The following is a 12,230-nucleotide window of genomic DNA, read 5'->3' on the forward strand; positions in this document are numbered from 1 at the left end:
GATCGGGCCGCGCCAACGCGCCGCCGCCACGCCGCCGAAGACCCCGCAGATGCTGCCATACAACCGCGACGCCCACGCCATCTACCGCGAATCCTTCGCGATCATCCGCGCCGAGGCGGACCTCTCGCGCATCCCGCCGGACTTGGAGCCGCTCGCGGTGCGGGTGGCCCACGCCTGCGGCATGCCGGACGTCATCGATGACCTGGTGTTCTCCGACGGCGCCGGCCGCGCCGGGCGCGCCGCGCTGCAACAGGGCGCCGCGCTGCTCTGCGACGGGCGCATGTCCGCCGAGGGCATCACCCGCGCCCGGCTGCCGGCGGACAACGCCGTCATCTGCACGCTGCAAGACCCGCGCGTGCCGGCGCTCGCCAAAGCCCACGGCAACACGCGCACCGCCGCCGCGCTGGAGCTGTGGCGCGAGCATCTGGCCGGCGCGGTCGTCGTCATCGGCAACGCGCCCACGGCGCTGTTTCGGCTGCTGGAGATGCTGGACGACGGCGCGCCCCGACCGGCGCTGATCCTGGGCTTTCCGGTCGGCTTCGTCGGCGCCGCGGAGAGCAAGGCCGCGCTCGCCGAGGACAGCCGCGGCGTGCCCTTCGTGACGGTTCGCGGGCGCCGCGGCGGCAGCGCGATGGCGGCGGCGGCGGTCAACGCGCTCGGCATTGAGTCATCGACCGGGCATCGCGCCGCATGAGCCCGTTCGACGCGCGCCCGGACCCGCTTCGGCTGCCGGATGGACAAGCGGCCGCCCCGACCACGCGGTCCGTGGCCGTCGGCCGGCTCATCGGCATCGGCGTCGGCCCGGGCGACCCGGAGCTGCTGACCCTGAAGGCGCTGCGGCTGCTGCGCGCGGCGCCCGTCGTCGCCTATTACGCGGGGCCGAAGAAGCGCGGCAACGCCTTCACGACGGTGCAGGATTATCTGCGCGAGGAGCAGATCCTGCTGCCGCTGATCTACCCGGTCACGGGTCGCATCCCGGCGCCGCCCTTCGACTACGAGGGCGTCATGAGCCGTTTCTACGACGCCTCCGCCGAGCGCATCGCCGCGCATCTGGCCGCCGGGCGCGACGTGGTGACGCTGTGCGAGGGCGACCCGTTCTTCTACGGCTCCTTCATGTACCTGCACGACCGGCTGTCCGGCCGCTTCCGTGCCGACGTGGTACCCGGCGTCTGCTCCGTCGTTGCAAGCGCCGCGGCGCTCGGCGTGCCGCTGGTCTACCGCGACCAGAGCATGCTCGTGCTCGCCGGCACGCTGCCGGAGGACGAGCTCGCGCGGCGCTTGGCCGACGTGGACGCGGCGGCGATCATGAAGCTCGGCAGCAACTTCGCGAAGGTGCGCCGGGTGCTGAGCCAACTCGGTCTCGACACGCGTGCGCTGTACGTGGAGCGCGCGACCATGACGGATGAGCGCATTCGCCCGCTGGCCGACGTCGACCCGGCGACCGTGCCCTACTTCGCCATGGTGCTCTTGCCCGGCGCGCGGTGGCAGGGCGCGTGACGGGGCCGGCCGGCCCGGGCAGCCTCACCGTCGTCGGCCTAGGGCCGGGCGATAAGCAACTGCGCACCCCGGCCGCCGACGCCGCGCTCGCTGCTGCAACGGACATCGTCGGCTACCAGACCTATCTCGACTTGGCGGGTCCCTTCCGTGCCGAGCAGCGCGTACACGTGTCGGACAACCGCGAGGAGATCGCCCGCGCCCGGCACGCCTTCGCGCTCGCGGCCGGCGGTGCCGCCGTCGCCGTCGTCTCCTCCGGCGATCCCGGCGTATTCGCCATGGCCGCCGCGGTGCTGGAGGCGCTGGAGGCCGCGGACGACCCCGCCTGGCATCAGGTGGCGCTGCGCATCCTGCCCGGCGTCAGCGCCGCCCAGGCCGCCGCCGCGCTGGCCGGCGCGCCCCTGGGCCACGACTTCTGCGCCCTGTCGCTGTCCGACAACCTCAAGCCCTGGGCCGAGATCGAGCGCCGGCTCGCGCTGGTCTGCGAGGCCGACCTGGTGATTGCGCTCTACAACCCGCGCTCCAAGGCGCGCCCGGACCAATTCGGCCGCGCGCTCGCCCTGCTGCGCGGGCGGCGCGCGCCGGACACCGTCGTCGTGCTCGGCCGCGATGTGGGCCGCTTGGACGAGCAGCTCACCATCACGACGCTCGCCGCGCTGTCCCCCGAGCAGGTGGACATGCGCACCGTCGTCATCATCGGCTCCTCGCGCACCCGGCGCATTGCGCGGCCGGACGGGCGCGAGTGGGTGTATACGCCGCGGAGCTATCCGGGCTGAGCCAGGCTCATATCACCTCTTTCGCTCGTGCCTGTAGAAACTGCGATGCTGCGCGCTGTGCTCGACATGATCAATAAAGGACAACCACCGTTCCTGCCAGACATCCACCATCGACCTCATCTCTTCCAGCGAGTAATTCCGGCCCACTTCCTCCGGTGTCAATCTGCCGTGGGCTATTGCGTTCCTTTCGGCTACCACGGCATCCAGCCTGTTCCAAACCTCCGCAAGAATGGGGCCGGGATGCCCGAGCTCGAATATCTCACAGAAAAGCATAACCTGAGATCGTTTCATAAAGCTGCCGTCGCCAGGAAACAGGTTTGCATTGATCGTGCAGTCTCGGCCATCCATTACGCACGCTAGGAGCTCGCGGCCTTTACTCTTCCAAACCGTGGCGGGCGAGACGCCAGCGAGGGATTGCATTTTCTCGTGTGCCGCGAACATGAGTAGGCCATCACGAAGCCTGCGATTCCCAACGCGCAGCGTCACCGCGATCTCCAAGAGCCGCCGACAGAGGGAATACAGTAGATGTTCGTAACAGGCATAGAGCAGCAAGACCGCAATGCCGCGCGCATCGCGACTAGCGTCGGCCGCGTCATCGACGGGAGAAGGAGGGTGCGCGGCATCCAATATCCGCCGCACAGCATCAAGTCGGCGAACGAGCTCATCACGATAAGGCTGACCATCAAACATCTTGTGGCAAACTCAAGAATCGATCGCGGCAGAACTCGATGCGACCTTTGACCCGTGGTCGACTGTTGGTAGCGCCGGTCGTCAGCCGCCGCAATTCGGGAGAAGCAAGCCATTCCGTAGAGCGCGGAAGCTCAAGTGCAGGCTCAGCGCGAAGCGCCAGCGCCGCGCCAACAGAGACCGCTTCGAAAAGATTGACCGGTGTCATGCCCCTGCGCGTCTTGACGCCATCGGGGAACACCCGAGCAAGGAAAAGAAAAGTCTTCCGAAAAGTTCCTTCCCGTCCCTCTGTATCGGCGTCCTTGGCATTGTTCGCGGTAAAGGCATTCAAGAAATCCTTAACTGAGTGGCTAAAGACTTCGTACCCTTCCAGAAAAGCGAAGAAGCGCAGCACATAGTCCTCCGGCGTACCGTCCTTCCAATTGGGCTTGGGCAGCCGCACTACGGTGCGAAAGTCGGCACTGTCCGAGAGCGCCGTCAACATTGCAATGAAGGGGCCTCGATATACGCATGCCCGAACCTCCTGATCGGTGAGGGCGATTCCTCCCGTATTCAGGCGTTCGAATAGGTCGAAGCGAACCTGCAGATCGCTCTTATCGTTCAGCACAATGACCTTGACGGGGCGGTCCTCCAATGCCGTGCGGATGTCTTGGGGCAGATCTTCGAACGCCATGCCAACCAGCGCGGATAGCTTATTCAGATCGGTGAGGCGAAGAGGGCCGTCGTCCAATTTCGCAACCTTCCTCGCCGTCTCGCCTCCAACGAAATGGACCAGGCTCAGCAGCCGCTGCAATCCATCGACGACTTCCCATTGGTTTCGCTCGTCCGGCGACAGGTTCGTAGCCATGAAGAGCGGGGGAACGGGAATGCCCAGCAGCAGCGATTCCAGCAGCCTGGACTGCCTGCCCTCGTTCCAACGGAATTGTCGCTGGTAACTCGGTGCGATCTCGATCCGCGCCCGCTCTACTCTTCGAACAAGCTCTTCCACAGTGACGTCGTAAGTATCGAAGTCTACTTTGCGCCGCTCTTTGGCAAGCTGGGAGCGCTGCTTCATTGGATCATTCATATGCAAGCCGACCCTTATCGAAACCTTCAGCCGCAGTCCGCGCCGTCACCGAACGGAGACTATCAGGAAATCCCGCACGCCGGAAACGCTCCGCGATGCGAGTGTATGGGCATTACGACTGCAGACCCAGTACGCAGTCCAGCCCAGTCATCCACCGCCCGCGCTCGGTCGATATTCAGCTTGATCGGAGGGCGTTGCGCAGCCAGCGGGCGGCCGCGGCCACGTCCGCCACCACGGCCGACGCCGGCCGCGCCGGGCGCTCGCGCATGACCACCGGAATGGCGCGCTCGCGGGCGGCCTGGAGCTTCGCGGCGCTTGCGCTGCCGCCGCTGTTCTTGCAGACGATGCAGTCGATGCGGTGCGTATCGAGCAGTGCGCGCTCGGCGGCGAGGTCGAAGGGGCCGCGGTCCAGCAGGATCTCGGCGTCGGCGAAGGGCGGCAGCGGGTCCGGGGCGCTGACACAGCGGATCAGGAACCGGATCTCATCGAGCACCGCGAAGGGCGCAAGCTCCTGCCGGCCGAGGGCGAGCAGCACGCGGCGGGCGCCAAGGGTGCGCAGCGCGGCGATGGCGCCATCCCAGTCGGCCACCGGCTCCCAGCGATCTCCGGGCACGGGCCGCCAGGGCGGGCGCTCCAGCCGCAGCAGCGGCACGGCGAGCTCGGCGCAGGCGGCTGCCGCGTGCTCGCCCATCGTGGCCGCGAAGGGGTGCGTGGCATCCACCACGGCGGCGACGCCCTCCGCGGCGAGATAGTCCTTGAGCCCGGCGACACCGCCGAAGCCGCCGCTGCGCAGCTCCCCGGCCGGCCGGCGCGGGCTCGGCGTGCGCCCGGCCAGCGAGCTGATGACCCGCACCCCCGGTCGGCCCGCCAGCGCCTCGGCCAGCGCATAGCCTTCGGTGGTGCCGCCGAGGATCAAGAGCGTGGTCGGGTCCGGCACCGGGCTCATCGGCCGCGCCGCTCCAGCGCATCCCGCATCAGCGCGGCGGCGCGATAGGCGCCGTGCACGAGCTTGCCGTAGGGCGCGAGCACGAACAGCGCCAGCACCGTACCCAGGTGCACGGCGAGCAGGAGGCCCATCGCCGCCGTCTCGCGCAGCGCGAGCAGCGCGAGCCCCGTCACGGCCACCGCGAGCAGCAGCCACAGGAGCGCCCGGTCGGCGCCGCGGCTGTCCGGGTCCGTCGGCGCCGGGTCCTCGCGGTGCGCGAGCCACAGCAGCCCGACGGTGCCCGCGACCATGCCGAGGCCGCCGAGCATGCCGAGCAGCACGGGCAGGCTCAGCAGCGGATACGGCGCCGCGCGGCCGAGCAGGTGGTGATAGCCGCTCGCCGCGAGCGTCGCCGCGAAGCAGAGCAAAAACCCGTAGAACAGCGCATGGTGAAAGCGCCGGCGCAGCCGCGACGGGCGATGATCGATGTCCGCGCAGCCGGGGCCGCCGCCGCGCTGGTTCGTCAGCGTCAACACCTCGAGCGTCGCCGTGGCCGCCGCGGCAGCCGGCGGCGCGCTGACCGCCATCGCGGGGGCCGTCGTCCGCCAGAAGCGGCGCACCCCCATGCCGATGGCAAGGATCGCCCAACCGAAGCCGAGCCCGGCGCCGGCGACCATGAGCCACCACGGGATGATCCGGTAGAAGGCGCCCTCGCCCACCTGCGCCGAGAACAGCACCGACGACGGCACCGCGAGCAGCACCGCCGCCGTGAAGGCGACCGTGATCCCCAGTGCAAGGCCCGGGAACCAGCGCCCACCGCCGGCAAAGAGCACCGCCAGCGCCGACGGCCAGGCGTAGGCCCGATAGCTTGCCCAGCGCTGCCGTGCCAGCGCCCGCGGCAGGTTCACGTCGAAGGCGTGGGGCGGCGCGTACTGGCAGTCGTACAGGCAACTGCGGCACTGGTGGCAGAGGTTGGCGAGCAGGTCGAGGTCGCCCGGCGCGAGCCGCGCCCGGCGCTCGGCCGCGTCGAACACCGCGCAAAGCCCGTTGCAGTAGTTGCAGATGTTGCAGACGGCGAGCTGCCGGCGCGCCTCGGCGTCGTTGCCATCAGCAGCGGCACCGCCCGCCGGCCGAGTCGGCTCAGCACTGCCCATCGCCACCTCCGCAGCGGCTCGCCGCCCGCCCGGCCAGGCGCCCGAACACCAGCGAGATGCTCACCGCGAGGCCGGACACATAGCCCCGCGGGATCAGGTTCGCGGCCATGATCATGCCGGCCGCGAAGGCGTTGTCGAGCTGCGTGCCATCGGCCCATCGTACCCGCGTCGCCGCGTCCACCGCGACGCCGTGGTGCGCGAACGTCACGCCGGGGCGCATCGGGTAGGCGGCGAAGGGCGGCTCGGCGATGGGGCGGGCGTGGGCGGACTTCGGCGGCACGAGCCCCGCAGTGCGCCAGCCGGCGGCGTCGGCCCGGTCCGCGGGCGGGCGGATGCTCGCGTTGTAGTTGGCGACGGTGGCGGCGAGCCCGTCCGCGTCGATGCCGGTCGCCGTGGCCAGATCGGCGATGCTCGGCGCCCGGATCGGCGGATACAGCGCCGCCGGGGCGGCGGCGAGTCCCGCGGCGTCGAGCACCAGCCAGCCGGTCTGCCCAGGCAGGTCCGCGAGCCGCCGCCCCCAGCGGGCATAGCGCGTGGAGGCCGTGTCCGCGCCCTCGTCGTGGCCGCGCAGCCCGGCGTTGTCCACGACGATGCCGAGCGGCATGCCGCGGATGCGCGTGACGATGCCGCCGTCGTGCGCCGGCGAGCGCGCGTCCACGGCCACCAGATAGAGCCCGGCCGGATCGCCCGCGGGCTCTGCGCCGGCGGCCATGAGCCACTGCAGCAGCTCGCCGCGCGCATGCGGCGTGCCGCGGTTGATGAAACCGGCGGCGGCCTCGCCCCAGTGCCGGCGGAGCCAGTCCGGGTCCGCGTGCGCGGCACCGCAGGCGAGCACCTGCGCGCCGGCGGCGACGTCCTCGGCCGTGGTGACGGCCGCGACAACCCGGCGTCCGTCGAGCTCAAGCCCGGTAACGCCGACGCCGTGGCGGATCTGGACCCCGAGCGCCAGCGCCCGATCCGTCAGCGCGCGCACCGCCGCCGTGCCGCCGCCGAGAAAGAATGCCGTCTTGCGCGAATACGGCAGCCGGCCGTCGCCCGCGCGTTGCAGCGCGACGCCCTGCGCCGCGAGCCAGTCGGGCAGCGCGGCGGAGCCCGTCACCAGAGCATCGAGCAGCGCTGGGTCGGCGGCGTCCGCGCCGGTGCGCGTCAGGTCGGCGCGAAACTCGTCCGGCCTGTACGCATCCGGCGTGAAGGGCGTCGGCGCCAGATGCGCACAGCGGAAGTTGCGCGAATGGCGCGTGTTGCCGCCGCGGAGCGCCGGCGGCGCGGCGTCGAGCAGCAGCACCTGGGCGCCGGCTTGTGCGGCCTCGATGGCGGCGGCTAGCGCCGCGGCACCGCCGCCGCTGACCAGCACGTCCGGCGACGCTGAGTGAATGGACACGGGCGCGGTGGGTGCAGCGGCAGTGGGTTTGACAGCGGCGGGAGCGGGCAACAGAATCCGGCGCTTACCGCTCGGGATCGGCGAGCGCCCAGTCTCGGGCGCGCCCGCCCCGGCCGCAATGACCGACAACAGGTGAGTCCCTTGCACAGCGCCCCAGCCGCCTTCGCACCCCCAGCGCCCGCGCCGTGCGGGCAGTGCACGTCCCGTGGGTAAGGTCTGGTTCGTCGGCGCGGGCCCGGGCGCACCGGACCTCATCACCGTGCGCGGCACACGGCTGCTGGCCGAGGCCGGGGCGATCCTCTACACGGGCTCCCTGGTGGCCGACACGGCGCTGCAATGGGCCGCCGCGGGCTGCGAGATCGCCGATTCCAAGTCCATGGACTTGGAGCAGGTCACGGACTGGCTGTTGACCCGCGCCGAGCGCCACGCCACCGTGGTGCGCCTGCAAACGGGCGACCCGACCCTCTACGGCGTGCTCGCCGAGCTGGCGCGCCCGCTGGATGCGGCCGGGGTCGAGGTCGGCATCGTGCCCGGCGTGTCGTCCGCCATGGCTGCGGCGGCGGCGGCCGGCGAATGCCTGACCCTGCCCGAGGTGACGCAGACCGTCATCTTCACGCGCCTCGGCGGGCGCATCCCGATGCCCGCGGGCGAGGCACTCGCGGACCTGGCCCGGCATCGCTGCACGCTCTGCATCTTCCTGTCCATTGAGCGCATCGACGCCGTCGCCGAGACCCTGATCGGCGCCGGCTGGGCGCCGGACGCGCCGGTGGTGGTGGTGCACAAGGCCACCTGGCCGGGCGAGGAGCTGGTGCAGCGCGGCAGCCTCAGCGACATCGCCGGGCGCTGCCGCGATGCGCACATCGTGCGCCAGGCCATGATCCTGGTGAGCCCGGCGCTCGGCGCCCGCGACGCGCCGGGCGGTGCGACCTCGAAGCTCTACGACGCGGGCTTCGAACGCCGGTTTCGCGGCAAACGGGCTGGGGACGAGTAGACCCTCGGCCCTCAGCCCTACTGTTGCGCTACAGTTAACCGCCAACGCCAGCGAAGCCGACCGCCCCGACGCAATGCTTGTCAAAGAGAACCACGCGAAGATGGTCGCCTGCCCGCTGCTCGGGAACAACGCCATCAACATCGGCTGCAAGGCCTCCCACTGCATGGCCTGGCGCTGGGCGACGCCGCGCCGCGACGGCCAGCCGCCGGACAACCCGGGCGACGACTGGGGCTACTGCGGCATGGCCGGCCGCCCCGTCGGCGTCATCGACCCCCAGGACGGCGAGCACGCGCTGCCGCCGGCGCAGCAGCAGCCGACGAAGCCAGGTTCTAGGAGCTAGGTACGAAGCCAGGTTCTAGGAGCTAGGTACGAAGCCAGGTTCTAAGAGCTAGGTACTAGGCGCTAGGGTCCGCCTAGCCCCTAGCCCCTAGCCCCTAGCCCCTGGCACCTAGCCCCTAGCCCCTAGTGCTTCGCTGCCAAAATCCCGAGACCGTGGTTTCATCGTTGTCGTTATCGTCGTCGTGATCGTAATCGAACGTGCGCGGTGTTGACGGGCGTTGACTGGAGTGTTGACCTCCAGGTCAACACGGCGACAGAGCGGAATGTTGTCGCGACTGCCGAGCCGACCGGGAGGTCGGCTCTCCGGCCCGGCCCGGGCCGCTCTGGATCGGCTGCCGACCCGCCCGCGACGACCCAAGACGGTCTCAAGACTTCCGCGCCGCTGCACTAGCACCTCTCCTACCCATGCCAGAAATCATCCAAATAGACATCGCCGGCCGCGATCGCCCCGGCATCACCATGGCGCTCACCGGCGTGCTGGCGCGCTATGCCGTGACGGTGCTGGACATCGGCCAGTCCGTGATCCACGACACGCTGGCGCTCGGCCTGCTGGTGGAGCTGCCGGACGGCGGCGGCGGCTGCCCGGTGTTCCGGGAGCTGTTGTTCAAGGCCCATGAGCTCGGGCTCGACGTGCGTTTCACGCCGGTGGCAGCCGATGCCTACGAGCACTGGGTGGGCGAGCAGGGCCAGCCGCGCCACATCGTGACCCTGCTCGGGCGCGCCATCACGGCGGAGCACATCGCGCGGGTGTCCTCGGTGGTGACCCACTACGGGCTCAACATCGAGCAGATTACGCGCCTGTCCGGGCGCATCTCGCGGCGGCCGGACGCGGCAGCGACCGGCCACGCCAGCATCCAGCTCTGGCTCAAGGGGCCGGTGCCGGACGTGCGCGCGCTGCACGCGGAGTGCCTGGCGCTCGGTGCCGGCATGGACGTGGACATCGCGATTCAGGAAGACGACGTGTTCCGGCGCAACCGCCGGCTGGTGTGCTTCGATATGGACTCGACGCTGATCCAGACCGAGGTCATCGACGAGCTGGCCGCCGCCGCCGGCGTCGGCGCGGAGGTTGCGGCCATCACGGAGCAGGCGATGCAGGGCGAGCTGGATTTCAGCGAATCCTTCCGCCGCCGCATGGCGCTCTTGGAGGGCATGCCGGAGTCGGTGCTGGCGGAGGTGGCCGAACGGCTGCCCATCACCGACGGCGCCGAGCGGCTGATTTGCACGCTGAAGGCGCTCGGCTTCAAGGTCGCCATCCTGTCCGGCGGGTTTACCTACTTTGCGGAGCATCTCAAGCGCCGCCTTGGCATCGACGACGTGCATGCGAACCGGCTCGAGTTCCAGGACGGGCGGCTCACCGGCAAGGTGGCCGGCCCCATCGTGGACGGCGCCCGCAAGGCCGAACTGCTGCGCGAGCTCGCGGCGCGCGAGGGCATTCGGCTGGAGCAGGTGATCGCCGTCGGCGACGGTGCGAATGACCTGCCGATGCTGTCCATCGCCGGGCTCGGCATCGCCTTCCGCGCCAAGCCCATGGTCAAGGAGCGGGCGCGCCATGCCATCGGTGCCGTCGGGCTCGACGGCATCCTGTACCTGCTCGGCATGCGTGACCGGGACCTTGCGGCCCTGACCGGCGCCGCAACCGGTTGAGGCCGCGGTGCGTGGCGCATGCCGCAGAAAAGACAAGGGCCGCTAGTGCGGCCCCTTGTCTTTGCGCTGGAAGGCGCAGAAACAGGTTACTGCGCCTGCTCCGGCAGCCAGGCGGCGATGCGGGAGCGCTCCTGCGCCACATCGATGTCACAGTAGCGGCGGAGCACACCGAGTGCCTCGTCGAGATTGTCGCAGCCGTAGTCGTCGACCACGACATGGTTGCTCCAGTCCTCAACGAAGAAACTGTGCTCCCCGGCGCCGACCGCGCGGCGGATGCGATAGCCGGAACCGGTCCAGGGGTCCCACTTGTAGCGGATGACGTTGTCTTGCTCGTCGAACATTTTTCTTTGCTCAGTGATGAGATCTATCGAGTCGGGTGCTTGCCCTTGATTCATAGAAGGATTTCGGGTTTTCCCGGGGCTACAAACCGCGCATGTCGCGTGCTTGCGACATTTCGATCTGTTCCGCACAGTTTAGAAGCCGATCAGGAACTTGACAAGCTCGAATGCAACAGATGTTTGAGTCACCGGAGTGACGGTTTTGTAACGAATTTCCTAAATACCTGACAAACCTAGTGCACCATCGCGTCGGCAGCGCAACGGATGTACTGAAAACCCAACAGTTTGGGGGTTGGCGACAGCCCGGACGGCGGAAAAGACCCGATCTGGGGGCACAGGGCGGCCCGCCCGGCGGGTCAGCGGCGCAGCCCGAGGGGGTCCTCCGGGTCCACGCCCGCCATGAAGGGGATGCGCCGGTCGTTGTGCGTGACGCGGTAGATCAGGCCCATCCAGTTGCCGATGACCCCCTCCGCCGTGTCGCGCCAGGTGTTGTCGAGCCCGGCGGCAATGCGTGCCTCCGGCAGCGCCGGCGGCGGGCGACCGCGGTCGCGCTCGTGCTCCAGCAGGTGCCGGTACTCCGTCAGCACGGCGGCGGCCTTTGGGCTGAAGACATGCTCGGGAAACGGCGGATAGTCCGGCCGCGCGCCGGCGGCGTAGCGGTAGACCTCGCGCTTGTACTCCTTCAAGAGCGAGACGGTGTCGTACTCCGGGTGGCCTTGGAACATCACCAGCCTGAGCCCATCGCCGCTCACCGCGAGGTGCACGCCGGCGGCTGCGCTCTCCACGAGCACCCGGCAACCGACGGATTCAAACTGCTCTCGGCCGATGTCGTTGAAGCGCGAATGCGGCACATCGAACAGCGTATTGACGCTGGTGACCAGCGGATGGCCGCGGTCGACAACGCGGTGCGCAAAGACGCCCCAGCGCTTGAACCCGAGCGGTCGGCGCACTTGTCGGTAACGGAACTGCATCACGGCATGGGTCGCGAGGCAGGAGCAGAGCGTCGATGTGACGCTCTCGCAGGCCCAATCCACCACGTCCATCAACGGCCGCCAGAAGGGCTCGCCGGACAGGTCCGGCCCCGCGACATTGGCACCGGTGATGATGAGCGCATCGAGGCCCTGGTCGCGCACCTGCGCGTAGGGCTCGTACCAGCGCTCGATGTGCGCGCGGGCCTCCGGCGAGCGCGGCAGCGCGTCCAGCGTGAAGGGGTGCACGTAGAATTGCGCGATCTGATTGCTCTGGCCCACGAGCCGGAAGAACTGCCGCTCGGTCGCGGCCAGCGCCGCATCCGGCATCATGTTCAAGAGCCCGATATGCAGCTCGCGGATGTCCTGCGCGATGGCGCGGTCCGACGGCAGGATGTTCTGCCCCTCGGCGCGCAGCCGCTCGAACGTAGGCAGATCGTTGTGGCCGACGATCGGCATGGCCGCGC

The 12,230-nt window shown here is 69.6% G+C and carries 13 protein-coding genes; 6 read left to right on the forward strand and 7 right to left on the reverse strand.

The window, feature by feature from the left end; genetic code table 11:
* Nucleotides 1–49: 49 nt before the first annotated feature.
* The 3 genes from ML01_RS16735 (at nucleotide 50) to cobJ (ending at nucleotide 2,270) form a co-directional block, all read left to right on the forward strand.
* Nucleotides 50–694, forward strand: a complete 645-nt coding sequence (locus tag ML01_RS16735; RefSeq protein ID WP_058556600.1) for a precorrin-8X methylmutase — start codon at nucleotides 50–52, stop codon at nucleotides 692–694.
* 71 nt (nucleotides 695–765) lie between these two features.
* Nucleotides 766–1,497, forward strand: coding sequence for a precorrin-2 C(20)-methyltransferase (locus ML01_RS16740; protein WP_058556601.1), 732 nt, complete (start codon nucleotides 766–768; stop codon nucleotides 1,495–1,497).
* Complete coding sequence (gene cobJ, locus ML01_RS16745; protein ID WP_216819212.1) at nucleotides 1,494–2,270, forward strand: precorrin-3B C(17)-methyltransferase; 777 nt, start codon at nucleotides 1,494–1,496, stop codon at nucleotides 2,268–2,270. Before ML01_RS16740 ends, cobJ begins: the two co-directional genes overlap by 4 nt.
* Nucleotides 2,271–2,282: 12 nt before the next feature.
* On the opposite strand, the gene ML01_RS16750 is transcribed toward cobJ, so the two are convergent.
* From ML01_RS16750 to tcuA, 5 genes are all read right to left on the reverse strand, one after another.
* Nucleotides 2,283–2,960 (reverse strand): hypothetical protein, encoded by a 678-nt coding sequence (locus ML01_RS16750; RefSeq protein ID WP_156427788.1) that lies wholly within the window; start codon nucleotides 2,958–2,960, stop codon nucleotides 2,283–2,285.
* Nucleotides 2,953–4,011, reverse strand: a complete 1,059-nt coding sequence (locus ML01_RS16755; RefSeq protein ID WP_058556549.1) for a DUF262 domain-containing protein — start codon at nucleotides 4,009–4,011, stop codon at nucleotides 2,953–2,955. The genes ML01_RS16750 and ML01_RS16755 overlap by 8 nt, the downstream gene beginning before the upstream one ends.
* Before the next feature lie 187 nt (nucleotides 4,012–4,198).
* Complete coding sequence (locus tag ML01_RS16760) at nucleotides 4,199–4,969, reverse strand: cobalt-precorrin-6A reductase (RefSeq protein WP_058556550.1); 771 nt, start codon at nucleotides 4,967–4,969, stop codon at nucleotides 4,199–4,201.
* Nucleotides 4,966–6,102, reverse strand: a complete 1,137-nt coding sequence (tcuB, locus tag ML01_RS16765; protein ID WP_058556551.1) for a tricarballylate utilization 4Fe-4S protein TcuB — start codon at nucleotides 6,100–6,102, stop codon at nucleotides 4,966–4,968. Before tcuB ends, ML01_RS16760 begins: the two co-directional genes overlap by 4 nt.
* Nucleotides 6,089–7,483, reverse strand: coding sequence for an FAD-dependent tricarballylate dehydrogenase TcuA (tcuA, locus tag ML01_RS16770; RefSeq protein WP_254045285.1), 1,395 nt, complete (start codon nucleotides 7,481–7,483; stop codon nucleotides 6,089–6,091). The genes tcuB and tcuA overlap by 14 nt, the downstream gene beginning before the upstream one ends.
* A 205-nt stretch (nucleotides 7,484–7,688) precedes the next feature.
* On the opposite strand from tcuA, the gene cobM reads away from it, so the two are divergent.
* The 3 genes from cobM (at nucleotide 7,689) to serB (ending at nucleotide 10,457) form a co-directional block, all read left to right on the forward strand.
* On the forward strand, nucleotides 7,689–8,474 hold the full coding sequence (gene cobM, locus ML01_RS16775) for a precorrin-4 C(11)-methyltransferase (protein WP_058556552.1): 786 nt from the start codon (nucleotides 7,689–7,691) through the stop codon (nucleotides 8,472–8,474).
* A gap of 73 nt (nucleotides 8,475–8,547) precedes the next feature.
* Nucleotides 8,548–8,814 (forward strand): hypothetical protein, encoded by a 267-nt coding sequence (locus tag ML01_RS16780; RefSeq protein WP_058556553.1) that lies wholly within the window; start codon nucleotides 8,548–8,550, stop codon nucleotides 8,812–8,814.
* Between the two features lie 404 nt (nucleotides 8,815–9,218).
* A complete protein-coding gene (serB, locus tag ML01_RS16785) occupies nucleotides 9,219–10,457 on the forward strand; it encodes a phosphoserine phosphatase SerB (protein ID WP_058556554.1) in 1,239 nt (412 codons plus the stop codon).
* An 86-nt stretch (nucleotides 10,458–10,543) separates the two neighbouring features.
* Here the strand turns inward: serB and ML01_RS16790 are convergent, their stop codons facing one another.
* Both ML01_RS16790 and ML01_RS16795 read right to left on the reverse strand, forming a co-directional pair.
* Entirely contained in the window at nucleotides 10,544–10,798 is a 255-nt protein-coding gene (locus ML01_RS16790; RefSeq protein WP_058556555.1) for a hypothetical protein, read from the reverse strand.
* Between the two features lie 353 nt (nucleotides 10,799–11,151).
* Complete coding sequence (locus ML01_RS16795) at nucleotides 11,152–12,222, reverse strand: homoserine O-succinyltransferase (RefSeq protein WP_058556556.1); 1,071 nt, start codon at nucleotides 12,220–12,222, stop codon at nucleotides 11,152–11,154.
* Between the last annotated feature and the right edge of the window lie 8 nt (nucleotides 12,223–12,230).

The sequence above is a fragment of the Thiohalocapsa sp. ML1 genome (assembly GCF_001469165.1).
In the GTDB taxonomy this organism is placed as follows: domain Bacteria; phylum Pseudomonadota; class Gammaproteobacteria; order Chromatiales; family Chromatiaceae; genus Thiohalocapsa.

Excerpts from the sequence above, each read along its gene's own strand:
- ML01_RS16735 (WP_058556600.1), top strand. The coding sequence starts at position 50 with ATGCTGCCATACAACCGCGACGCCCACGCCATCTACCGCGAATCCTTC.
- ML01_RS16750 (WP_156427788.1), bottom strand. The coding sequence starts at position 2,960 with ATGTTTGATGGTCAGCCTTATCGTGATGAGCTCGTTCGCCGACTTGAT.
- ML01_RS16755 (WP_058556549.1), bottom strand. The coding sequence starts at position 4,011 with ATGAAGCAGCGCTCCCAGCTTGCCAAAGAGCGGCGCAAAGTAGACTTC.
- ML01_RS16760 (WP_058556550.1), bottom strand. The coding sequence starts at position 4,969 with ATGAGCCCGGTGCCGGACCCGACCACGCTCTTGATCCTCGGCGGCACC.
- tcuB (WP_058556551.1), bottom strand. The coding sequence starts at position 6,102 with ATGGGCAGTGCTGAGCCGACTCGGCCGGCGGGCGGTGCCGCTGCTGAT.
- ML01_RS16780 (WP_058556553.1), top strand. The coding sequence starts at position 8,548 with ATGCTTGTCAAAGAGAACCACGCGAAGATGGTCGCCTGCCCGCTGCTC.
- serB (WP_058556554.1), top strand. The coding sequence starts at position 9,219 with ATGCCAGAAATCATCCAAATAGACATCGCCGGCCGCGATCGCCCCGGC.
- ML01_RS16790 (WP_058556555.1), bottom strand. The coding sequence starts at position 10,798 with ATGTTCGACGAGCAAGACAACGTCATCCGCTACAAGTGGGACCCCTGG.
- ML01_RS16795 (WP_058556556.1), bottom strand. The coding sequence starts at position 12,222 with ATGCCGATCGTCGGCCACAACGATCTGCCTACGTTCGAGCGGCTGCGC.